Genomic DNA, 22,915 nt, shown 5'->3' with positions numbered 1-22,915 from the left:
AGGACAAGCCAAAGGCGCGTCCGAGCCAGCTTCATACAATGAAAGACAGCCGCAGCCCGGCTGCCTTTCTTTATCCAGTGACCAGTGACAAGAGGCCAGTGACAGGGGGGTGTGAATTTTTCACACCCCCCTTTTTCTCTTGACAAATATCCCCCAACAGAGTATGATATGACCATGAAAGAAGGATACCCTGGTAGGGTATAGAAAGAGAGGATCGGTTATGAAACAATATATAGTAACAGGCATGACCTGTGCTTCGTGCCAGGCCCATGTGGAAAAGGCGGTGGCCGGGGTTCCCGGGGTCACCGGGGTATCGGTTTCCCTCCTGACCAACAGCATGGGGGTGGAAGGGACCGCCTCCGATGGGGATATTATCAAGGCCGTGGAGGACGCAGGCTACGGGGCTTCCGTCAAAGGAGCCGCCCAGGCCAAACAGGGAGTGGCGGAAAAGCTGGCCGCCGATGAAGAAGCCCTGAAGGACCATGAGACGCCCCGGCTCCGCCGGCGGCTGGTTACCTCCCTGGGGTTCCTGTTCCTGCTCATGTACATCACCATGGGCCACAACATGCTGGGGTGGCCGGTGCCCGCTCTGCTGGACGGGAACCATCTGGGACTGATGCTTACCCAGATGCTCCTGGCCATTATCGTCATGTACATCAACAAGGACTTTTACACCAGCGGTTTCAAGACCCTGTTCCACGGGGCTCCCAATATGGATACCCTGGTGGCCCTGGGTTCTTCCGTTTCCTTCCTGTGGAGCCTGGCGGTGTTCTATGATATCACCTTCCTGACCGCCCACGGAACGCCCTTCGAAGAACTCCACCACATGTACATGCACGACCTGTACTTTGAAACCGCAGCCATGATCCCTTCCCTGATCACCCTGGGGAAGATGCTGGAAGCCATGAGCAAGGGCCGGACCACCGATGCCCTGAAAGGGCTCATGAAGCTGGCTCCCAAGACCGCTGTGCTGATCCGGGACGGGAAGGAAGTCACCGTCTCCATCGATGAAGTCCAGAAAGGGGACATTTTCGCCGTCCGTCCCGGAGAAAACATCCCGGTGGACGGGGTGGTGGTCAAGGGCAATTCCGCCGTCAACGAAAGCGCCCTGACCGGGGAAAGCCTGCCGGTGGACAAGAAGCCCGGAGACAAGGTTTCCACCGCCACCATCAACCAGTCCGGGTACCTGGAATGTGAAGCCACCCGGGTAGGGGAAGACACCACCCTGAGCCAGATCATCAAACTGGTCAGCGATGCGGCGGCCACAAAGGCTCCCATTGCCCGGATTGCCGATAAGGTTTCCGCCGTGTTCGTGCCGGCCATCATCAGCATCGCCCTGGTCACCACCCTCGGCTGGCTGATCGCCGGAGCTCCTCTGGGCTCCGCCATTGCCCGGGGCATCGCCGTGCTGGTCATCGCCTGCCCCTGCGCCCTGGGGCTTGCCACTCCTGTAGCCATTATGGTGGGCAGCGGGGTAGGGGCCAAGAACGGCATCCTGTTCAAGACCTCCTCTTCCCTGGAAAACGCCGGGAAAGTGGCAGTGGTGGCTCTGGACAAAACAGGGACCATTACCAAAGGCCAGCCCAAGGTAACCGATGTGGTGCCGGCGGAAGGCTATACCAAAGAAAGCCTGCTCCAGCTGGCCTATGACCTGGAACAGAAATCCGAACATCCCCTGGCCAAAGCCGTAGTGGAAGAAGCGGAAGCCAAAGGTCTCAGAGCAGACGTTGTGGATGATTTCCAGGCTCTGCCCGGGAACGGACTCCAGGTGATCCAGAAAGGGAAGAAACTCATTGGCGGAAGCCTGAGCTTTCTGAAGAGCCTGGGGGCCCTGGATGACGCCATGGAAGCCAAAGGAGCGGAACTGGCCGGTCAGGGCAAGACACCCCTGGTGTTCGCCAAAGACGGGAAGCTGGCCGGGATGATCGCCGTGGCTGACGTGATCAAGGAAGATTCCGCCAAGGCCATCAAGGAACTCCAGAACATGGGCATCGAAGTGGTCATGGTCACCGGGGACAACCAGCGGACTGCCGAAGCCATCGGCCGTCAGGCCGGGGTGGACAAAGTGGTGGCCGGGGTCCTGCCGGAAGGCAAGGAAACGGTGATCCGGGAACTCCAGAAAGCCGGAGGCCTGGTGGCCATGGTAGGGGACGGCATCAACGATGCGCCGGCTCTCACCCGGGCAGACATCGGTATCGCCATCGGTGCCGGAGCGGACGTGGCCATCGATTCTGCCGACATCGTGCTGATGAACAGCCGGCTCACGGACGTATCCGCAGCGGTGCGGCTGAGCCGGGGCACCGTGACCAACATCCACGAGAACCTGTTCTGGGCCTTCTTCTACAATGTCATCTGCATCCCTCTGGCAGCCGGGCTGTTCAGCTACAAGATGAACCCCATGGTGGGGGCGGCGGCCATGAGTATTTCCAGCTTCACCGTGTGCATGAATGCCCTGCGGCTGAACCTGTTCAAGCTCCATGATGCCAGCCATGACAAGAAACGGAAGAACCCGGCTGCGGCTGTGGTGGAAAAAGCGGACCTGGCGCCTCAGCCTGCTGCCTGCCCGGTACCAGCTGCAGACGGCACCACCGTGACTCTGAAAGTGAAGGGCATGATGTGCGCCCACTGCGAAGGCCGGGTAAAGAAAGCCCTGGAAGGCCTGGAAGGGGTCACCAGCGCCAAAGCCGACCACACCTCCGGCACCGTGGAAGTCACCGAAACCCGGAACGTCCCCGAAAACGACTTCAAAAGCGCCATCCTGAAGGCGGGGTATGAGTATGAGGGGAAGGAAGCATAAAGATGTCTGTTGACCATTGACAAAAGGGGCTGTTGCGCATGCGGCAGCCCCTTTTCCCTCTTGACGAAAATTCGTTAACAACGGTATAATGGTTAACGTAATACCCACTGATTAAAGGAGGATGTCTTTGACTTATGGCTTTGGAAAAAGGCGCAGTTGTTGATGGTATTGTCACCGGGATTACGAATTTTGGTGCTTTTGTGTCATTGCCCGAAAATAAGGTTGGTCTGATTCACATTTCTGAGGTTTCCAATGTCTTCGTCAAAGATGTACATGATTTCCTCAAGGTAAAGGATAAGGTTACCGTCAAGGTGGTTTCCATTGACGACAAGGGGAAAATCGGCCTGTCCCTGAAAGCCCTGATGCCTCCTGCTCCTGCACCGGAACGGAAACCGGCGGGAGAAAACAGACATTTTGAAAACAGACACTTCGAAAACAAACGGTTCGAAGGGAAGAAGCGGTTCGAGAGCAAACCCTTCCATGGAGCTCCCCGGGCCCAGGGTCCCATGAGCTTCGAGGACAAGCTTTCCCGGTTCCTGAAGGAAAGCGATGATCGTCTGCTGGATCTGAAACGGAATACGGAGTCCAAACGGGGCGGCCGTGGTGCTCGCAGAGGAGATTGATGAACACAAAAGGTACTTCCTCGGAAGTACCTTTTTTAATTAGAAGGTGAAAACGTTGAGTATTTTGGAAAACAGCCTGCGGCAGCTGGTGGCCCAGTCCCCCCTGTGGAAACCGGGGACGAAAGTCATCGCCGCCTTAAGCGGCGGAGCGGATTCCCTGTGCCTCACCGATGTGATGGCCTCACAGGGAGAAGAAGACGGGGTGGATGTGCTGGCAGTCCATGTCCAGCACCATCTCCGGGGGGAGGAAGCGGAACAGGATGCCCGGCAGGCGGAAGAGTACTGCCGGAACCGGGGCCTGGCCTTCCGGCGGGTGGACGTGGATGTCCGGTCCCTGGCGGAAGGGGAAGGGCTTTCCCTGGAGGAGGCGGCCCGGAAGCTCCGGTATGGAGCCCTGGAAAAGGTCCGGCAGGAAACCGGTGCCGCTGCCATTTTCCTGGCCCATCATCAGGATGACCAGGCGGAAACCGTGCTCCTGAATCTGGTCCGGGGCGCCGGTACCCGGGGGATGCGGGGAATGCTGCCGGTAAGCGGATATCTGGCCCGTCCCTTTCTGGAAATCACCCGGCGGGATACGGAAGCCTACTGTGAGGAAATGGGCCTTGCCTGGTGTGAGGACAGTTCCAATGAGGACCAGAGCCTGAAGCGGAACTGGGTCCGGAAGACCCTGCTGCCCCTTCTGGAGACCCAGAATCCCCAGATCCGGAAGCAGCTGGCCCAGGCGGCGGCTCTGGCTGCCAGCGATGAGGCCTATCTGGAAAAACTGGCCGGTCGGTACATCGGTGCCTACGGCCGGGAAGTATTCGACACCTGGGATATCAAGGTGGAGAAGGATTTTGCCGCCCTGCCCCTGGCTCTCCAGAGCCGGGTGATCCGGATCCTGGTCCGTCGGGTGGGCGGAGCGGAAATGAGTTATGATCATGTCCGCAAAATATTGGAAATGATTGAACGGGGCGTGGGCAACAAGTCCATGGATGTCCCCGGCGGTGTCCGGCTGATCTATCTGAACGGCCGGCTGATGGTGGGAAAAAACCAGCGGTCCCGGGAAGAAGAACGGGCCGCCAAGCTAGCACAAAAGGAGCGTCAGAGAAATGAACGAAAATCTTGAAAGAGTCCTGATTGATGAGAAAACCTTAAAAGCCCGGATCGCTGAAATGGGCGCCCAGATCAGCAAGGATTATGCCGGAGAAGAACTGGTGGTCATCGGCCTTTTGAAGGGGGCTGCCTATTTCCTTACGGAACTGACCCAGCACATCACCGTGCCAGTGCGGATCGACTTCATCAAGGCCTCTTCCTACGGTTCCGGCACCAAATCTTCCGGCAAAGTGGATATCGACTATGATACCTCCCGGAACATCGCCGGCAAAAACGTGCTGCTGGTGGACGATGTGATCGACACCGGACTCACCCTGAAGGAAGTGGGAGAACTGTTCCGGAACCGGAACCCCAAGACCCTGAAAGTGGCAGCCATGCTGGACAAGAAAGAACGCCGGCTGGTGAAGGTGCTGCCGGACTATGCCGGGTTCGAGATTCCCGATGAATTCGTGGTGGGCTTCGGTCTGGATTACGACGAAGAATACCGGAACCTGCCCTATATCGGTATCCTGAAACGGTCCGTCTATGAAAAATAATTCCATGTCTGCCGGTCCTTCCCGGAATGGTTCAGACAGGAAAGGAGCTCTAGTGTGAGTAAGTTTATCCGTAATCTGGTATTTTACCTGCTCATTGTCATTGTAGGGGTCTGGATTTACGATTATTACAATGCCTCCAGCACTCCCAAGAACGAAATGAGCTACAGCAACTTCATCAAGGAAGTCCAGCAGGATGAAGTGAAGAGTGTAACCATTGTGGACAATTCGGTGATCAAAGGCAAGCTTAAAAACGGTGCCGACTTCACCACCATTGCGCCCCGGGATGACAAACTGGTGGATACCCTCCGGGCCCGGGATGTGGAAATCAAGGCGGAACTGCCGCCCCAGCCTTCCATGCTCAGCAATATCCTGACTTCTCTCCTGCCCATGGTTGTCATCGTGATCCTCTGGTTCTTCATGATGAACAACGCCCAGGGGGGCGGCAGCCGGGTCATGAGCTTCGGCAAGAGCAAGGCCAAGCTTTATGGGGACGGCAAGAGCCGGGTCACCTTCAAGGATGTAGCCGGGGCTGATGAAGCCAAACAGGAACTGGAAGAAGTGGTGGAATTCCTGAAGGCCCCCCAGAAGTACAACCAGCTGGGAGCCAAGATCCCCAAAGGGGTGCTGCTCTACGGACCTCCCGGTACCGGGAAGACCCTCCTGGCCAAAGCCGTGGCCGGGGAAGCGGGGGTGCCTTTCTTCAGCATCTCCGGATCTGACTTTGTGGAAATGTTCGTGGGGGTGGGGGCCTCCCGTGTCCGTGACCTGTTCGACCAGGCCAAGAAAAACGCTCCCTGCATTGTGTTCATTGACGAAATCGATGCCGTAGGCCGCCAGAGAGGCGCCGGCCTGGGCGGGGGCCATGATGAACGGGAACAGACCCTGAACCAGCTGCTGGTGGAAATGGACGGGTTCGGTGCCAACGAAGGGATCATCATGATTGCCGCCACCAACCGTCCGGATATCCTGGATCCGGCACTGCTGCGTCCGGGCCGGTTCGACCGGCAGATTGTGGTGGACAAGCCGGATATCCGGGGACGCCGGGCCATCCTCCGGGTCCACACCAAAGGCAAACCCATCGATCCTTCTGTGGATCTGGGAGTCATTGCCCGGCAGACCCCGGGTTTTACCGGGGCTGACCTGGCCAACCTGGTGAACGAAGGGGCCCTGCTGGCCGCACGGCACAACCAGGTGACCATCACCATGAGCGACCTGGAAGAAGCCGCGGAACGGGTGATGATGGGTCCGGAACGGAAGAGCCGGGTGATCACCGACGAAGAGAAGAAGCTCACCGCCTACCATGAAGGGGGCCATACCCTGGTGGGGATGCTGCTGGACCATACGGATCCGGTGCACAAGGTGACCATCATCCCCAGAGGCCGTGCCGGTGGCTATACCCTGAGCCTGCCTACGGAAGACCGGTATTATGCCACCCGCAGTGAAATGCTGGATCAGCTGAAGGTGCTCCTGGGGGGCCGTGTGGCGGAAGCCCTGGTGCTCCATGAGATTTCCAGCGGGGCCAGCAGCGACCTCCAGCGGGCTACGGAACTGGCCCGGCGGATGACCTGCGAATACGGCATGAGCGATGTGCTGGGGGCTGTGACCTTCGGCCACCGGCAGGAACAGGTGTTCCTGGGCCGGGACATCGGTCGGCAGAACGACTACAGTGAAAAAGTGGCAGCCCAGATCGACGGGGAAATCCGCCGGTTCATCGACGAAGCCTACGAAGGCACCGTGAAGCTGCTCACCGACCATATGGACAAGCTGCACCTGATCGCCCAGAACCTGATGGAACGGGAGACCCTGGAAGGCCACGAGATCCAGGAACTGCTGAAATACGGCCATATCCTGGAAAAAGGCGAAGTGCCGCCTCAGGAAGAACCCAAGAAGCCCGCCGACGGTACCCCGGCCCCCATCGGACCGGTCCCAGCCGAAGAACCGGCCGAAGAACCCGTGATGGCGCCGGTACCGAAAGAAGTGCCTCAGGCGTAAAAAGGCTGTTGCCTTGGCAGCAGCCTGTCAACGGCCGCTGACCGCTGACTGTTGACTGCTGACAAGAAAGGGCTGTTGCTCAGGCAACAGCCCTTTATCCAAGCAATTGCGTTAACATACTTCTCCCAACAGGGAACGAAAGGAAGACTGTCATGCGTACTGAAATCCTGAACATCCTTCGTAAAAAAGCGCCGGAACCGGTTTCCGGCGAGGAACTGGCCAAACAGCTGGGAATTACCCGGACGGCCATCTGGAAGCATATTCAGACCCTGAAAAAGGAAGGCTACGGCATCGAAGCGTTCACCAAAAAAGGCTATGTGCTCACTTCCGTGCCGGACAAACTGCTGCCTTCGGAAATCATGGCCCATCTCCATACCCGGTTCGTGGGCCGGTCCATCTGTTATGAGGAAAGCGTCACCAGCTCCAACGAAGTATTGAAGAAGCTGGCGGACAAAAACGCCGCCGACGGAACCGTCTGTGTGGCGGAAGAACAGACCGGGGGCAAGGGACGGCTGGCCCGGGGCTGGTTCAGTCCCAAAGGCAAGGGCCTGTGGTTCTCCCTGCTGCTGAAGCCCGCCTTCCTGCCCCAGGAAGCCCCCAAAATGACCCTGCTCAGCGCCGTGGCGGTGGTCCGGGCCATCCGGGAAGTCTGCCAGGTGGATGCCCGGATCAAGTGGCCCAACGATGTGCTGCTGAACGGGAAGAAGCTGGTGGGGATCCTTACGGAAATGAGTGCGGAATTCGGCCACATCAACTATCTGGTGGTGGGCATCGGCATCAATGTGTGCGTGCCCAAAGAGATGGTGCCGGAAGAACTCCGGGCCGCCGCCATTTCCATTGCCGATGCAGCGGAAAAACCGGTGGACCGGGTGGCTCTCCTGGCCAAGGTGCTGGATTATCTGGAATACTATTATGACCTTGCCTGCCGGGAAGGGTTCGGCCCCATCCTGGACCAGTGGCGGAAATATTCCATCACCCTGGGAAAACAGGTGAAGGTGATCGCACCGGACAAGACCTATGTGGGGACGGCCCTGGACATCGATGATACCGGGGCTCTCCAGGTGAAGAAAGAGGACGGTACGGTGGAAACCGTCCTGGCCGGGGATGTTTCCATTCGTCCGGCCCAGGGAAAGGGGAAATACGCATGAACCGGACCAGAAACATGATGGGAGCCGGGCTGTTCACCGCCCTGATCATCCTCAGTTCCTATGTGACTATTCCCCTGGGACCGGTGCCGGTGACCCTCCAGACTCTGATGGTGCTCCTGGCCGGGTTCCTGCTGGGACCGGTGTGGGGACTGGCCAGCGTGCTGGTATGGATGGTCCTGGGCTGTGTGGGGCTGCCCGTATTCAACCAGGGCCAGGCCGGCATCGTCATGCTGGCAGGGCCCACCGGGGGCTTCATCCTCAGCTTCCCGGTGGTGGCATGGCTGGCCGGGAAGGTCAGCCGGGGATCCTGGGCCGGGGACAGCCTGTGGAAGAACTTCCTGGCCCTGGCCGGGGTGACGGTGGTGTGCTACATCATCGGAGCCATCGGCTTTAAACTGAGCTTCGCCTTTTTCCTCCACAAGCCCATGACCTGGGAAAAGACCCTGGCTCTGTCCGTGGCTCCCTTCCTGCCCCTGGACATCGTAAAAGCCCTGATCACCGCCTTCCTGGGCACCCGCATCCGCCGGGCCCTGAAGGCAGGGGGGATGTGGGAGTAAAGACGGTCAATTGACCGTTGACCGCTGACAAAGGGGGTAATGCTGTATGGAACATACAGCATTACCCCCTTTTCCTTGACAACTCCCCCCGTTGCCCCTATAATAAAGTCGTTTATGGACCGGACCTGTACGGAGAGAGAATGCCGGGAGCCCTGCTGCAGGGTGCTTCTGAGGGATTCCCAGGCCGGTCATTCTAGAAACCGATATGGAGGGTTTTCACCATGTTAATGGTCATGGATGTTGGCAACACCAACATCGTAGTAGGGGTTCACGACGGCAATACCTGGCAGGCACACTGGAGAATTTCCAGCAGCCGCTCCCGGACTTCCGATGAATTCGGCATCATCCTGGGCAGCATGTTTGCCTACAGCGGTATGGATATGAAGGATATCGAAAACATCATCATTTCCACCGTAGTGCCGCCTCTTCTGGTACCCCTGTGCAACATGTGCAAGCGTTTCTTCAGCATCACTCCCTTTGTGGTCACCAGCGAAATCAAAACCGGTCTGAAACTGGATTACGATGATCCCTCCCAGATCGGGGCCGACCGGATCGTCAACGCAGTGGCTGCCCACAACATGTACGGGGACAAGGGGAATCTGATCATCATCGACTTCGGCACCGCCACCACCTTCTGCGCCCTGACCCCTGCCGGGGAATACCTGGGTGGCGCCATTGCCCCGGGCATTGGCATTTCCACTGAAGCCCTGTTCCAGAAAGCGGCCAAGCTGCCCCGGATCGAACTGATCAAGCCCCCCAAGGCAATCTGCCGGGACACCATTCACGCCATGCGGTCCGGCGTGATTTACGGCTTTGTGGGCCAGATGGACGGCCTGATCACCCGGATAAAAAAAGAACTGGGAGGCCAGGCCTTTGTAGTAGCCACCGGAGGCTTTGGCAAACTGATGGCCAGCGAATCCGACCAGGTGGACGTAGTAGAACCCTTCCTCACCCTGGAAGGCCTGCGGATTCTGCATGAGATGAATAAATAAAGGCGGTCGCGGGTCGCGGTCAGCTGTCAATGGTCAATGGCCGAAGGAAGCCAACTTTCGTTGGCTTTGAAAAATTGAAAACGGAATGACTGTTCCTGTCTGTAAGTGGAAACTCAGTTGTTATTGAGTTTTCGCCTTGGCTTTCTTTCAGACAGTTCTTTACAAGGAACAGATTCAAAAGCAGGAAGCAGTGAATTGCTGCTTCCTGCTTTCATTCGGCCATTGACAATCAGTAAAGGAGCACTCCTAAATGACAACTCACATCGAAAAAACGCTGCAAACCCTCCTCCCGACCCGGCTCCCCATCGCCCTTGCCCCTATGGCCGGGGTTACGGATCTTCCTTTCCGGGTGATCTGCCGGGAGCTGGGGGCGGATTACACGGTTTCGGAGATGGTCAGCGCCAAGGCTTTGCTGTTCAGGAACCCCAAGACCTTTGCCATGTTGGAAGTGGATCCCCGGGAGCATCCGGTGGCCATCCAGCTGTTCGGTTCGGTGCCGGAGGAATTGGCCCGGGGTGCGAAAATCGTGGCGGAACACGGGGCGGACATCATCGACTTCAACATGGGCTGCCCGGTGCACAAAATCGTGGCCAATGGGGAAGGGTCCGCCCTGATGAAGGACCCCGAACGGGCCTATGCCTGTCTGGCGGCTCTGGTGGATGCGGTGGACCTGCCGGTGACGGTGAAGTTCCGGGCCGGCTGGGATGAGGAACACCGGAATGCGGTGGAGATCGCACGACTGGCAGAAAAGGCCGGCGTGGCGGCAGTGGCAGTCCATGGCCGTACCCGGGGGCAGTTCTACAGCGGAAAGGCGGACTGGGACATTATCCGCCAGGTCAAGGAGGCCGTGTCCATTCCCGTACTGGGGAACGGAGATGTGTTCACCGCCCGGGATGCTCTGGCCCTGTGGGAGACCACCCACTGTGACGGAATCATGATCGCCCGGGGAGCCCAGGGAAATCCCTGGATCTTCCGGGAAGTGAAGGCGGCCCTGGCCGGGAAACCCATTCCAGCCGTGACCCTGGAGGAACGGTTTGCCATGGTCCGGCGCCATCTCCGGGACCTGATTGCCTTCAAGGGAGAAAAAGTGGCCATCCGGGAAATGCGCCACCATGGAGCCTGCTACTTCACTGGTCTCTCTCACAGCGCCCACTACCGGAACGCCATCAACCAGTGCCTGACAAAAGAAGCCTTTGAGCAGGTGCTGGAGGAGTATGAGGGGGAATTGGAAAAGGGACTGTGAAAAAATGAGAAATCATTTTTTCACAGTCCCTTTTTTCAAAAGAACGCCTTGTCACAAATGGCATTCATGATATTCTCTTCCCACACATAGTTCCCGCTGAATTTTCCTTCGCTCCTGGGGTCCTCGTCTTCGGCCACCGCTTCTCCGTTCATCATGTAGATGAACCCGTTTTTGGTGCCGGGGACCACGAACAGGCCGGACAGGAGGCCGTAGGCTTCCCCGGTGTGGCCCCACAGGTCCAGTTCATGGTCTTTCACCACCCGGGAGGTGCCGCTGCCCTTGATGGGATACATGGCCAGGCCGTAGGCCTCGATGGAGCCTCCGTAGGTGTTCCCGTTCTTCCTGGCCGGATCCCAGGTCCACTGGGTGGTCATCATTTCCCGCAGGGCCCCGGGCCGGAGCACCTGTCTACCTTTGTACTTCCCGTTGTTCAGGACCATCTGGAGGGCATGGCCCAGTTCGTCGTAGGAGATCCGCAGGCCCCCCTGCGGGGAGAAGAAGGTGGCGTTGGTGCCGGGCTGGTAGTCCTTCAGGCTGTAGAAGGCATCCAGGTCCCGGTGGTCCGGGTTCTGGACCTTCACCTGGTCTTTGGGAGGCTGTTTCCCCTGGTAGTCATCAATCTGAGGGATCCAGGGCCCCTGTTCATCCCATTTCCCATTGCTGTTCTTCTGGTAGATCACCCCCAGGTTTTTGAAGGCTCCTTTGGAAAGGTTCCCCACAGTGTAGTCCGCCTTGATGTCCAGGTCCTTCAGGATGTGCTTTTTCTGGTACAGATCGAACCGTTCCCCGGTGACTTTTTCGATGATGGTACCCAGAAGGCCGTAGTTGATGTTGGAGTACTTGAAGTATTCCCGGGGAGCCTGGCCGGCGGGAGCAAAATGGTCCCCGTTTTCATAGAACTTCCCGTCCTTCACGAAAAATTCCCGGACGGAGTATTCCGGGGGAATGGCATAGAGCTTCCCGTCCCGGAGACTGGAGGTGTGGCTTAGGAGCATCCGGACGGTAATGGGGGTGTCCGGATAGTTGGGATTCCGGAGAGGGAAGCCCAGGATCTCGCTTACATCCTGGTCCAGCCGGAGCTTCCCCTCATCCACCAGCTGCATGATGGTAAAGCCGGTGAACATCTTGGAGACGGAGGCCGCCCGGAACCGGGTATCCGGAGTGATGGGCAGGTCTTTCTGGCCGGGCTTTTCTGCAAAATACCGGTGTCCGGCAAAATGGGTGTAGACTTTCTTTCCGTTCTTGTACACTTCCACTCCCAGACCGGGTACATGGGTGCCGTCATGGCCCACCATTTCATCCAGCTGGGCGGACAGGGCTTTGGCCGCCTTGGGATCCATGGCCTTCCGGGCCAGGGCGTACTGGGGCATGAGCACGGCGGCACACAGCCCCAGGGCCGCCAGCCATTTCAGATGGTGCTTCGTTTGCATAAAAAGACCTCCTTTGAACAGTTCCGGAATTTCGACGGAAAAATCAGGCTTTTCCGTCACTACCAGTACCCATTATACCGGTGAACAAAAAGACAGTCAACATGTATACAGCATACTATATAATGTTAAAAAATCGGAATACTTCATTGACAGTAGACGGGCGGATACGGTAAACTTAAGTTGTAAGACCCATAGAGAATGCTGTTTCATTTTGTGTGGGCTATGGCCAATAGCTCAGGGAGCATTGTGAGACCCAGCATGGGGCAGAGTGGTTTTGCTGCGCCTTTGCTGGGCTTTTTTGTACCCCGGCAGCAGGCTCTGAGGGAAAAACATCAGGAGGTCGTACAATGAATTTAGCAAAACTGGTAGACAACAATCGGGAAGCCATGGTGAAAACCCTGCAGGAAGCCGTCCGGATCAAAAGTGTCCAGGAACCGGCTGTGCCCGGCAAGCCTTTCGGGGAAGGTCCGGCCCGATGCCTGGCCTATATGCTGGAAGAAGCGGCCAAAATGGGCTTCCGCACGGAAAATGTGGACAACTATATGGGCTGGTGTGAATACGGGGAAGGACCGGAAATGGTAGCCGTCCTGGGGCATCTGGATGTGGTGCCGGAAGGGGACGGCTGGACGAAGGATCCCTACAGCGGGGAAGCGGACGGAGAAAACGTCTACGGCCGGGGCACCATGGATGACAAAGGCCCCACCACCGCCGCCCTCTATGCCCTGAAGGCCCTGAAGGACAGCGGGGCTCCCCTGAAACGGCGGATCCGGATCCTCTTTGGTACCAACGAGGAAACCGGCAGCCAGGACATGAAGCATTACCTGGAAAAAGGCGGGGAAATCCCTGTGTGCGGGTTCACCCCCGATGGAGAATACCCGGTGATCAACGGGGAAAAAGGCATCATCAACGTAACCTTTGAACGGGCCTACACCCAGGAGGGTGGTCTGGTTCTGAAGGAAATCAAAGGGGGCTCCGCCTTCAACGTGGTGCCGGCCCTGGCTTCCGCCACCATCCAGTGCGCGCCTGCAGAAGCCGCCAAGATCCTGGAAAAATATGGAGAAAAGGATCCCAAGGTCCAGTGGGAAGTAATCCCGGAAGGGTTGAAAGTCACTGCCCAGGGAGTCCAGGCCCATGCAGCTTCTCCGGAAAAGGGAGAAAATGCCATCGGCCGTCTCCTGGCTGCTCTGGCGGAACTGCCCTTTGGGGATGATCTCCATCAGGCACTGGCGTTCCTGGGTCAAAAGATCGGTACGGAGATCCACGGGGAATCCCTGGGCATCTGCCTGGAGGATCCGGATTCCGGGAAGCTGTCCTTCAACCTGGGGGTTATTGCCGGAGACGCTGGGAAACTGACCTTGAAGATCAACTACCGGTATCCGGTGACCAAATCCTATGAGGACTGTGCTCCCAAACTGGATGCCCAGTTCGCAGAAGCCGGGTTCCGGAAGGTCGGCGAAACCCACAAGAAATCCCTGTATGTGGATCCCAAAACCGACTACATCCAGACCCTGCTCCAGGTGTACGGAGAACTGACGGACTTTGAACCGAAGACCATCTGCATCGGAGGCGGCACCTACGCCAAGAGCATCCCCAATATTGTGGCCTTCGGGCCTATTTTCCCGGGGGATGCAGTGCGGGAACACCTGCCTAATGAATACTGGGAAATCGACAAACTGGTGCTCAACGCCAAGATCTATGCGGAGGCTCTGTACCGGCTGGCGAAATAAAGGCGGTCAGCTGTCAACGGTCAGCGGCCGGAGGAAGCCAGTCTCGCTGGCTTTCAATGAAGAACAATGGTTGTGCAATTAAGGAGGGAAAGCCAATGAAAATCACGAAAGTTCGCCTGGGACGGATTTCCGTTCCCCTTCGGGTACCGTTCAAAACCGCTTTGCGGCAGGTCAACAGTGTGGAGGATATCATTGTGGAGATCCACACGGATACCGGTGAGGTGGGATTCGGGGAAGCGCCCCCAACGGGAGTCATTACCGGAGATACCACCGGAGCCATCATTGGCGCCTTCCAGGATCATATCAGCAAGACCCTGGTGGGCCGGGACGTGGATGACTTCGAAGATATCACCCGGGCGGTCCAGGACTGCATCGTGAAGAATTCCAGTGCCAAGGCTGCGGCGGACATGGCCCTGTGGGACCTGTACGGCAAGAAGTACGGGATTCCGGTGTACAAAATGCTGGGAGGCGCCCGGAACAAGATCGTTACGGACATCACCATCAGCGTGAATCCCCCAGAAGAAATGGCCCGGGATGCAGTGAATGCCCTGGAACGGGGCTATGACACCCTGAAAGTGAAGGTGGGCATCGATCCGTCCCTGGATGTGGCCCGGCTGGCCGCCATCCGGAAGGCTGTGGGGCCGGACATCCGGATCCGCATCGATGCCAACCAGGCCTGGAGCCCCAAACAGGCAGTACGCCTGCTGAACCAGATGCAGGAAAAGGGCCTGGATATCGAACTGGTGGAACAGCCGGTAAAGGCCCACGACCTGGAAGGGCTGAAATACGTCACGGAACGGTCCTATGTGCCGGTACTGGCCGACGAAGCGGTGTTCTCCGTAGAGGACGCTCTGAAAATCGTCCAGATGCAGGCGGCGGACCTGATCAACATCAAATTGATGAAATGCGGCGGTCTTACCAACGCCCTGAAAATCGCCACCCTGGCGGAAGTCTGCGGGGTGGAGTGCATGATCGGATGCATGCTGGAGGCCAAGGTCAGCGTCAATGCGGCGGTGCACCTGGCCTGTGCCCGGAAAATCATTACCCGGGTGGATCTGGACGGGCCGGTGCTCTGTTCCGAAGATCCGGTGGAAGGCGGCGCCGTCTTCAACGAAAAGGAAATCACGGTCAGCGACGGGCCGGGGCTGGGTGTCACCGGGGTCCGGGGCATCCGGTATCTGGACGACTAGCCTCCTGACGGGGAAAAGAAAGGGGAGATTTCTATGGTCATCACCAACGGTTTTACCTACATTGCCTTCCTCATGTGCCTGGCAGGGGTCCTGCTGGCACTGGAAAAGTATACCAAGTGGAAGATCTTCAACCTGGTGCCCCCTCTGGTGTGGATCTATGTGCTGAACATGATTTTCTGCACCATGGGCCTGTACCATTCCAAGGAAGTGTCCGCAGCCTACAAGGCCCTGAAGAACAACCTGCTGTATGCCATGATCTTTGTGATGCTGCTTCGGTGCGACTTCCGGAAACTGGCCAAACTGGGAGGCCGGATGGTGGCCATCTTCCTGGGCTGCTCCGTGACATTGTTCATCGGCTTTGTGGTGGGCTACCCCATTTTCAAAGGCTTCCTGGGCCATGACACCTGGGGCGCTGTGGCGGCCCTGTACGCTTCCTGGGTAGGGGGCTCCGCCAACATGGCGGCCATGCAGGCGGCACTGCCGGTGGATGCGGGTGCCTACAGCTGCGCCCTGGCCCTGGATACCGTGTGCTATTCCGTGTGGATCGCCCTGCTGCTCCTGATGGTGAAACATGCGGACAAATGGAACAACTCGGTGAAGGCGGATACGTCCAAACTCCAGGCAGTGGCTGATGCAGCAGCTGCGGAAGTGGCCAAGGAAAAGAAAAAGGCATCGGCGGCTGACTGGATCTTCCTGATCGGTGTTTCCCTGCTGGTGTCTGCCATTGCCCAGAGCGTGGGGGCTTCTCTCAACACCATGCTGAAGGGTGTGGGACTGGCCATGTTCGACAAAGGGACCATGACCACCGTGTTCGTCACTGTCCTGGGCCTGATTTGTGCCATGAGCCCTCTGGGCAAGGTCCCTGCTGTGGAAGAACTTTCCAGTGTGTACCTGTATGCAGTGGTGTCCCTGCTGGCTTCCACTGCTTCCGTAACGGACCTGTTGAGTGCTCCCATGTGGGTGGTGTACGGGTTCTTCATCCTGGTGGTCCATGTGATCGGCATGTACATCCTGTCCAAGCTGTTCCACTGGGATCTGTGCATGGTTTCCACCGCCTCCCTGGCCAACATCGGCGGGGCGGCCTCCGCACCTATCGTGGCGTCCGCCTACAACGAATCCTATGCCGGCATCGGGGTCCTGATGGGGGTCCTGGGGGCTGCCATAGGGAACTTCGCCGGACTGATCTGCGGGTATGTTTTGAAAATGATGGCGTAATTGGTATAATAAAGGGGTGCTGCACGTTGGGTGCAGCACCCCTTTATTTGTCAGCGGTCAGCGGCCGGATGTAGTCAGCGGTCAATGGTCGAAGGAGAGCATCTGCCAAAGGCAGATGCTCCTGAAGGGAAACGCAGCCCTGAGAGCTGCTAACCCACCACCATTGCGCAAGCGCAACGGTTCCCCGCCCTTGAAAAGGGCGGATATCTGCCGGGGCTGACGCCTGCTGCCTTTACAGTACCAGTGCAACCAAAGGAGCACAGTCACATGGACAAACGAACCCTTTACCTTACCGGGGAAGCCCGGACCAATATGGACAATGCCATTACCAAGATCTACGGGGTGTTCTACATGGCCTTTGAGGTGGTGGAACAGACCGGGGAAATCGTGGAGGTGGACTGCAACGCCACCCTGGAGCTGACCCGGAACTTCATCCGGAAACTGTTCCTGAACCATTCCATCCTGGAGGAATCCCAGTTCCTGGAACAGGAAGTGACCCGGCGGTATTTCGGCTCCTCCGGAAAGGCCATCCTGGCCGCCTACCGTGACGCCCGCCAGCATTACCGGCAGATAGTGGGGAAGTAGTGGCCCGCGACCGGGGCTGCTGCATTGCAGCAGCCCCTTTTTACTCTGCTAAAGTTCGGAGTTCTCCCTATTCGACCTCTTTTTATCCTGAAAAAATTGTAAAAGTTCTCTTGAAAAGACATAAATTCGAACAATCATATATTGCTGAATAAAATTATTCGAGAAAATCCCATTTTCCTCTAGGCGATGGGAAACTTTTGTGTTATAATAAACCACGTAATCAAAGACCAAAGGATACAGGTTTTGGTAAGGCAAGATTCAAAAGGGATGGAGACACACCTGCAAACAGGGGCTCTGTTCCAGTCCAGGCCAGGTATTCAAAAAGAACTTTCGAGGGGAAAGGGGTACATGATTATGTACGAAAAAGATCTGCTTTACGTGATTAAACCCAGTGAATTGGAACCGGAAACCTTACGCGTACTGCTCGCTCAACATCCTGAGATTAAATTTGTGTCCTTCATGGGCATTGACTTCGCCGGCAACGACACCGACGAAAAGGTACCCATCAGCGCACTGCTGAACAACATGGAAACCATGCTCTACAGCCATACCGCCCAGACTGACGGTTCTTCCGTAGTGCTGCCCGGGGTTGCCTCTCTGAACGATGCCCGGGTGGACATGGTGGCAGACCTGTCCGTGAACTGGTTCGTGGACTACAACATGGAACACATCGATCCGGAGACCGGGAAAATGGTGGGCACCCTGCGTGTTCCCTGTTTCCTGAAACACAATGGGGAATTTGTGGATTCCCGGTACCTGCTGAAGGAAACCCTCCGCTATGTAGGGGATGAAATCCTGAAAGCCATGAAAGCCGAAGGGAAAGTCCCCGGCCTGGCCTTTGCCCCGGAAGATGTGGAAAAGATCACTTCCACTTCCGCTACGGAACTGGAATTCTGGGTGAAGACCCCTACGGAAGACGTTTCCACCGAAGCCCTGTCCTCCTCCCAGATCATGCAGGAACAGTACTGGGCCCGTACCCGGGGCAACGTTCGTACCGCTCTGGAACAGGCTGTGGAGATCCTGGGCTACTATGGCCTGGAACCGGAAATGGGCCACAAAGAAGTGGGCGGTGTCCGGGGTCAGCTGGATGCCAACGGCAACATGACCCATGTCAATGAACAGCTGGAAATCGACTGGAAATATTCCACCGGCCTCCAGGCTGCTGACAACGAAATCCTGGTTCGCACCATTGTGAAGGAAGTGTTCCGTGCCAACGGACTGGAAGTTTCCTTCCTGGCCAAACCCATCGTGGGGGTTGCCGGCAGCGGCGAACACACCCATGTGGGCCTGGGCTGCCTCACCAAGGATGGCAAATTCTACAACCTGATGAGCCCGGCCGACATGACCAAAGATTTCCTGTCCGCTGTAGGATATGGGGCACTGATGGGCATCCTGAAGAACTATGAAGTGCTGAACCCCATCGTTTCCTGCACCACCGACGCTTTCAAACGGCTGAAACCCGGGTTCGAAGCTCCTATCTGCATCGTAACCTCCCTGGGCATCGCTCCGGACGTCCCCTCCCGGAACCGTACCATCCTGGCCGGCCTGATCCGCGACCTGGACAACCCCAAGGCCACCCGTTTCGAAATGCGGGCTCCCAACCCCTTCACCAACACCTACATGGCTCTGGCAGGCTTCTACATGGCTGCCCTGGACGGCATCAAGGCTGCCCTGGCTTCCGGCAAGAGCACGGATGAACTGTGTGCGGAACTGTCCAAGAAGTCCGGTGAAGACGGCTTCTATCTGGAAAAAGACAGAGAATACCGTTCTGAAAACGATGTATTCGAAGACTACACCGAAGAAGAACGGAACAAATACTTCGGAGCTCCCCCTGCAACGGTTTGGGAAAACTGCAAGGCTTTCGACAAGTATCCGGAAAAGGTGGCCGTGCTCACTGCCGGCGACATCATCAAACCGGTTTACCTGAAATCCTTCGAAGAGGGTGCCCTGATCCGTTGGCAGACCGAACTGCTGAAACACATCATCCCTGACTACCGGGCCAAAGTGGTGGCCATGAAACCGGTGACCAGCGAAAGCAGCACCGCCTGGGATGACGGCATGTGGCAGAGAGTCCAGGAACTGCGGGTCCTGATCGCCAAAGATACGGACACCAGCACCAGCCTGTTCACCCAGATTGCCAAAGCCTTTGCTGCCGGTGACTTTGACAAGGCTTCCGACCTCCAGAAGACTCTGGATGCCAAGATGGAAGAACTGGAAGGCCTGTACACCGATTATAAAAACAACATCCTGTAAGATCATGGAAAAGGAGGCTGCCGCGCTGTGCAACGCAAGACCTTTGGTCTCCTGCTGGCGCTCCTGCTTCTCTTCCTGATGCCCCTGACTGGCAGGGCTGCCGCCGTAAAACCGGTGGCAGTCCTGGGGTCCAAGGGTCAGAAGGTGGAAGAAGTACAAGCTATGTTGTCCAAACTGCACTACTACAACGGCGATATAGATGGAGAGTTCGGAACAGGGACACAGATTGCAGTAAAAAAATTCCAACAGAAGAATCGGAAACCGCAGACCGGGGATGTGACCTGGTCCATTTACAATTTAATGAGCAAACAGAGTGGCCTGAGTTTCGGTCATTTCCGGAAAATCTGGATCATGGAATCCACAGGATACAGTCCTCAGGATCCCGGGGTCACAGGAGTCACCTACACAGGTGCCATGATGCGCCGGGGTGTGGTGGCAGTGGATCCGGTACTGATCCCTCTGGGCACAAGACTGTACATAATGGGCTACGGCGAAGGACTTGCCTGTGATATTGGCTCTGCCATCAAGGGCAACAAGATCGACCTGGCTTTTGACAACCGCGGACAGGCGCTGGAATGGGGCCGTCGGCGGGTACGTGTGTATATACTGTAAAAAGCGGACAAAACAGCAGGAATAAAGGAGTGGAACCAGTGCTGACAGCAAAAGAAATCCCCAACTGGATGGTCAAAAAATTCGAAGAAAACAGCTTCATGAAACTGGCTGACGTGAAACTGGAAAAAGTGGAGTGCGGCTACTGTGAACTGAGCATGGACGCGGACCCGGAACACAAACACGGGAACCGGTACGGAGTGATCCACGGAGGAGCCCTGTTTACCCTGGCGGATACGGCCATGGGGGCGGTGGGCTACAGCATCGGCTGCAAGGTGGTCACCCTGTCCAGTTCCATCAACTTCATCAGCAATTCCAGTGCCAAAGAAAAGGTCTGGGCCAGAGCCTCCCTGATCCATGCCGGCCGTTCCACCCTGGTGACCCGGGTAATGATCTATGACCATACCGGGAAGGAAATGGCCGATGTAACAGGGACCATGTTCGTCATCGGTCATTTTGACGAAATACCCAAAAAGTGGTAAAATATTCATACATTTAGGCTTAAAATTGAGAATAAACCATAAAACAGGAGGACCCTTATGGATTTCGCATTAACCGAAGAGCAACAGGAATTGCAGGCGATGGTGAAGGATTTCGTGGATAAGGAAATCGTTCCCTATACCGAAGAAATGGACCGGGAAAATCATGCAAGACCGGAAATCTTCAAGAAGGCAGGGGATATGGGCCTGCTGAACCTGGTTGTTCCGGAAGAATACGGCGGGCCTGGACTGGACAGCATTACTATTGCCACCATCTATGAAGAACTGGGCAAAGGCTGCGCCGGCATCGCCACCTCCATTGCCGCCAATGCACTGGCTTCCTATCCCATTCTGCTGGCTGGCAATGAAGAACAGAAAAAATATCAGTGCGACCTGCTCAACGACGGGAAACTGGCCGCCTTCGCCCTTACCGAACCGGGAGCCGGTTCTGATGCCGGGGCTGTGGCCACCAAAGCCGTGAAAGACGGGGATCACTATGTACTGAACGGGAACAAAGTGTTCATCACCAACGGGGGTATTGCCGACAGCTTCCTGGTGTTCGCCAACACCCGGAAAACCGGCGGCATCCGGGGTCTGACCGCTTTCATCGTTCCCAAAGACACTCCGGGCTTCAGCGTGGGCCGGAAAGAAGACAAAATGGGGATCCGTCCCTCCAACACCTGTGAACTGATCCTGGAAGATGTGGTGGTTCCGGAATCCATGCGGGTGGGCCGGGAAGGCCAGGGCTTCCGCATTGCCATGAACACTCTGGACAGCGCCCGTCCTTTCGTGGCCGCTGTGGCTGTGGGGCTGGCCCAGTCCTGTCTGGACATTGCCGCCCATTACGCTCGGGAACGGAGACAGTTCGGCCAGCCCATCGCTTCCTTCCAGATGGTCCAGGCCATGATCGCCGATATGGCCATGAAAGTGGAAACCGCCCGTCTCATGGTCCACAAAGCCTGCTGGATGCGTGACCAGGGCGTGGAATTCGGCAAGGAAGCAGCCATGAGCAAATGCTTCGCTTCCGATGTGGCCATGGAAGTGGCTACCGATGCGGTCCAGATCATGGGCGGCTACGGCTACATGAAAGATTATCCCATGGAAAAGAAAATGCGGGATGCCAAGATCCTCCAGATCTACGAAGGCACCAACCAGATCCAGCGGATGGTCATTGCAAACAAGATCCTGTACTGAGGAAAAGGGGTTGCTGCGTGGGCAGCAGCCCTTTTCTGCTGTAATTTTCTGAATACCGCTGTTGTCAAGGCAGGCAAAATATCTTATAATGTTCTATGTATACAATAAAGCGGCTCCTCCGTCTATGGAGTCCAATCGATGGATATAGGAGAGGAAAAAAACAAATGATCAGTGCCGGATTGTTAGCGGAAGCGAAAGAAACTGTAAGAGATTTGAGCGTTCGTGAATTGATTGAAGAAGCCATCCGTAACGGAGAAGGGACCTTTTCCGACCGGGGTGCGCTGCGGGTAACCACCGGGACCCATACGGGCCGTTCTCCCAAGGACAAATTCATTGTGGACACCCCTCTGACCCATGATGTGGTGAACTGGAACAACAACCAGCCCTGCAGCCAGGAAACTTTCGACCGGCTCTATGCCAAATGCGAAGAATTCATCAAGACCCACAAGGTCTATGTGAAGAACGTGAAGGCTGGGGCAGATCCCAAATACCAGATCCGGGTGAAATTCATCAACGAAATGGCCTGGCAGACCGTTTTCGTCAGCCAGCTGTTCATCAAGACCGATGAACCCAGCACCGTCCAGGAAGATTTCACGGTAATCTCCCTGCCCAGCGTGGAAGCGGATCCGGCCACGGACCATACCCATTCTGAAACCTTCATCATCCTGAACTTCGACAAGAAAGTGGTCCTGATCGGCGGTGGCATGTACGCCGGGGAACTGAAGAAATCCATTTTCTCCGTGATGAACTACCTGCTGCCCCGTCAGGGCATCCTGACTATGCACTGTTCCTGCAACGAAGGGAACAAAGGAGATGTGGCCCTGTTCTTCGGCCTGTCCGGTACCGGCAAGACCACCCTGTCCGCCGATCCTCAGCGTTCCCTGATCGGGGATGACGAACACGGCTGGGGAGACAACGGGGTGTTCAACATCGAAGGGGGCTGCTATGCCAAGTGCATCGACCTGACGGAAGACAGCCAGCCGGAAATCTACCGGGCTGTCCGGTTCGGTGCGGTAATGGAAAACGTGGTGGTGGATCCCAAGAACGGGGTGCCGGATTTCTCCGACAACAGCATTACGGAAAACACCCGGGTGGCTTATCCCCTGAACTACATCCCCAACGCCAAGCTGCCCAGCATGGCAGGCCATCCCAAGAACATCATCTTCCTGACCGCCGATGCTTTCGGGGTGCTGCCTCCCATCTCCAAACTCACCAAAGAACAGGCCATGTACCATTATCTTACCGGCTAA

Annotated in this window: 18 protein-coding genes and 1 pseudogene; 18 read left to right on the top strand and 1 reads right to left on the bottom strand. The window is 56.8% G+C overall.

Annotation, left to right across the window (positions count from 1 at the left end; translation table 11 throughout):
• Positions 1-220 precede the first annotated feature (220 nt).
• The 9 genes from QVO43_RS04270 to dusB all read left to right on the top strand — a co-directional run bounded on the left by QVO43_RS04270 (position 221) and on the right by dusB (position 10,983).
• On the top strand, positions 221-2,797 hold the full coding sequence (locus QVO43_RS04270) for a heavy metal translocating P-type ATPase (RefSeq protein ID WP_022487349.1): 2,577 nt from the start codon (positions 221-223) through the stop codon (positions 2,795-2,797).
• Positions 2,798-2,931: 134 nt separating this feature from the next.
• The gene (locus QVO43_RS04265; RefSeq protein WP_022487348.1) at positions 2,932-3,420 is read left to right on the top strand and encodes a S1 RNA-binding domain-containing protein; all 489 of its coding nucleotides are present in this window, start codon (positions 2,932-2,934) and stop codon (positions 3,418-3,420) included.
• A gap of 55 nt (positions 3,421-3,475) precedes the next feature.
• Entirely contained in the window at positions 3,476-4,528 is a 1,053-nt protein-coding gene (gene tilS / locus QVO43_RS04260) for a tRNA lysidine(34) synthetase TilS (RefSeq protein ID WP_022487347.1), read from the top strand.
• Positions 4,512-5,051, top strand: coding sequence for a hypoxanthine phosphoribosyltransferase (hpt, locus tag QVO43_RS04255; RefSeq protein WP_022487346.1), 540 nt, complete (start codon positions 4,512-4,514; stop codon positions 5,049-5,051). Before tilS ends, hpt begins: the two co-directional genes overlap by 17 nt.
• A gap of 54 nt (positions 5,052-5,105) precedes the next feature.
• A complete protein-coding gene (gene ftsH / locus QVO43_RS04250) occupies positions 5,106-7,043 on the top strand; it encodes an ATP-dependent zinc metalloprotease FtsH (protein WP_022487345.1) in 1,938 nt (645 codons plus the stop codon).
• A gap of 152 nt (positions 7,044-7,195) precedes the next feature.
• Positions 7,196-8,191, top strand: a complete 996-nt coding sequence (locus tag QVO43_RS04245; protein ID WP_022487344.1) for a biotin--[acetyl-CoA-carboxylase] ligase — start codon at positions 7,196-7,198, stop codon at positions 8,189-8,191.
• Positions 8,188-8,748 carry a biotin transporter BioY gene (locus QVO43_RS04240; protein ID WP_022487343.1) on the top strand — a complete coding sequence of 187 codons (561 nt, stop codon included), beginning with the start codon at positions 8,188-8,190 and terminating at the stop codon, positions 8,746-8,748. The genes QVO43_RS04245 and QVO43_RS04240 overlap by 4 nt, the downstream gene beginning before the upstream one ends.
• A 221-nt stretch (positions 8,749-8,969) precedes the next feature.
• Complete coding sequence (locus QVO43_RS04235) at positions 8,970-9,740, top strand: type III pantothenate kinase (protein ID WP_022487342.1); 771 nt, start codon at positions 8,970-8,972, stop codon at positions 9,738-9,740.
• A gap of 250 nt (positions 9,741-9,990) precedes the next feature.
• Positions 9,991-10,983: a tRNA dihydrouridine synthase DusB gene (dusB, locus tag QVO43_RS04230; RefSeq protein ID WP_022487341.1), complete on the top strand. Its 993-nt coding sequence runs from the start codon at positions 9,991-9,993 to the stop codon at positions 10,981-10,983.
• 35 nt (positions 10,984-11,018) lie between these two features.
• Here the strand turns inward: dusB and QVO43_RS04225 are convergent, their stop codons facing one another.
• Positions 11,019-12,413 carry a serine hydrolase domain-containing protein gene (locus QVO43_RS04225; RefSeq protein WP_022487340.1) on the bottom strand — a complete coding sequence of 465 codons (1,395 nt, stop codon included), beginning with the start codon at positions 12,411-12,413 and terminating at the stop codon, positions 11,019-11,021.
• A 347-nt stretch (positions 12,414-12,760) separates the two neighbouring features.
• Here QVO43_RS04225 and pepV point away from each other — a divergent pair, with 347 nt between their 5' ends.
• From pepV to QVO43_RS04180, 9 genes and pseudogenes are all read left to right on the top strand, one after another.
• The gene (pepV, locus tag QVO43_RS04220; RefSeq protein ID WP_022487339.1) at positions 12,761-14,140 is read left to right on the top strand and encodes a dipeptidase PepV; all 1,380 of its coding nucleotides are present in this window, start codon (positions 12,761-12,763) and stop codon (positions 14,138-14,140) included.
• Between the two features lie 95 nt (positions 14,141-14,235).
• Complete coding sequence (locus QVO43_RS04215) at positions 14,236-15,330, top strand: dipeptide epimerase (protein ID WP_022487338.1); 1,095 nt, start codon at positions 14,236-14,238, stop codon at positions 15,328-15,330.
• Positions 15,331-15,363: 33 nt separating this feature from the next.
• Positions 15,364-16,545, top strand: a complete 1,182-nt coding sequence (locus QVO43_RS04210) for a DUF819 family protein (RefSeq protein ID WP_022487337.1) — start codon at positions 15,364-15,366, stop codon at positions 16,543-16,545.
• Positions 16,546-16,812: 267 nt separating this feature from the next.
• The gene (locus QVO43_RS04205; RefSeq protein ID WP_022487336.1) at positions 16,813-17,130 is read left to right on the top strand and encodes a DUF3870 domain-containing protein; all 318 of its coding nucleotides are present in this window, start codon (positions 16,813-16,815) and stop codon (positions 17,128-17,130) included.
• Positions 17,131-17,484: 354 nt separating this feature from the next.
• Positions 17,485-19,383, top strand: coding sequence for a glutamine synthetase (locus QVO43_RS04200; protein WP_288174503.1), 1,899 nt, complete (start codon positions 17,485-17,487; stop codon positions 19,381-19,383).
• A gap of 27 nt (positions 19,384-19,410) precedes the next feature.
• Positions 19,411-19,995 (top strand): 3D domain-containing protein, encoded by a 585-nt coding sequence (locus QVO43_RS04195; RefSeq protein ID WP_022487334.1) that lies wholly within the window; start codon positions 19,411-19,413, stop codon positions 19,993-19,995.
• A 38-nt stretch (positions 19,996-20,033) separates the two neighbouring features.
• Positions 20,034-20,474 carry a PaaI family thioesterase gene (locus QVO43_RS04190; RefSeq protein WP_022487333.1) on the top strand — a complete coding sequence of 147 codons (441 nt, stop codon included), beginning with the start codon at positions 20,034-20,036 and terminating at the stop codon, positions 20,472-20,474.
• A gap of 57 nt (positions 20,475-20,531) precedes the next feature.
• On the top strand, positions 20,532-21,665 hold the full coding sequence (locus QVO43_RS04185; RefSeq protein ID WP_022487332.1) for an acyl-CoA dehydrogenase family protein: 1,134 nt from the start codon (positions 20,532-20,534) through the stop codon (positions 21,663-21,665).
• A gap of 164 nt (positions 21,666-21,829) precedes the next feature.
• Positions 21,830-22,900: pseudogene (locus QVO43_RS04180) on the top strand (phosphoenolpyruvate carboxykinase (ATP)); the annotation flags it as partial.
• Between the last annotated feature and the right edge of the window lie 15 nt (positions 22,901-22,915).

This window comes from Acidaminococcus sp. CAG:542, assembly GCF_000437815.1.
GTDB lineage: Bacteria > Bacillota > Negativicutes > Acidaminococcales > Acidaminococcaceae > Acidaminococcus.
This window is presented reverse-complemented; position numbering and strand designations above follow the sequence as displayed.

What these genes read in the sequence shown, in the direction of transcription:
- QVO43_RS04270 (WP_022487349.1), top strand. Translation starts at nt 221, where the DNA reads ATGAAACAATATATAGTAACAGGCATGACCTGTGCTTCGTGCCAGGCC.
- QVO43_RS04265 (WP_022487348.1), top strand. Translation starts at nt 2,932, where the DNA reads ATGGCTTTGGAAAAAGGCGCAGTTGTTGATGGTATTGTCACCGGGATT.
- hpt (WP_022487346.1), top strand. Translation starts at nt 4,512, where the DNA reads ATGAACGAAAATCTTGAAAGAGTCCTGATTGATGAGAAAACCTTAAAA.
- QVO43_RS04245 (WP_022487344.1), top strand. Translation starts at nt 7,196, where the DNA reads ATGCGTACTGAAATCCTGAACATCCTTCGTAAAAAAGCGCCGGAACCG.
- QVO43_RS04240 (WP_022487343.1), top strand. Translation starts at nt 8,188, where the DNA reads ATGAACCGGACCAGAAACATGATGGGAGCCGGGCTGTTCACCGCCCTG.
- QVO43_RS04235 (WP_022487342.1), top strand. Translation starts at nt 8,970, where the DNA reads ATGTTAATGGTCATGGATGTTGGCAACACCAACATCGTAGTAGGGGTT.
- dusB (WP_022487341.1), top strand. Translation starts at nt 9,991, where the DNA reads ATGACAACTCACATCGAAAAAACGCTGCAAACCCTCCTCCCGACCCGG.
- QVO43_RS04225 (WP_022487340.1), bottom strand. Translation starts at nt 12,413, where the DNA reads ATGCAAACGAAGCACCATCTGAAATGGCTGGCGGCCCTGGGGCTGTGT.
- pepV (WP_022487339.1), top strand. Translation starts at nt 12,761, where the DNA reads ATGAATTTAGCAAAACTGGTAGACAACAATCGGGAAGCCATGGTGAAA.
- QVO43_RS04215 (WP_022487338.1), top strand. Translation starts at nt 14,236, where the DNA reads ATGAAAATCACGAAAGTTCGCCTGGGACGGATTTCCGTTCCCCTTCGG.
- QVO43_RS04210 (WP_022487337.1), top strand. Translation starts at nt 15,364, where the DNA reads ATGGTCATCACCAACGGTTTTACCTACATTGCCTTCCTCATGTGCCTG.
- QVO43_RS04205 (WP_022487336.1), top strand. Translation starts at nt 16,813, where the DNA reads ATGGACAAACGAACCCTTTACCTTACCGGGGAAGCCCGGACCAATATG.
- QVO43_RS04200 (WP_288174503.1), top strand. Translation starts at nt 17,485, where the DNA reads ATGTACGAAAAAGATCTGCTTTACGTGATTAAACCCAGTGAATTGGAA.
- QVO43_RS04185 (WP_022487332.1), top strand. Translation starts at nt 20,532, where the DNA reads ATGGATTTCGCATTAACCGAAGAGCAACAGGAATTGCAGGCGATGGTG.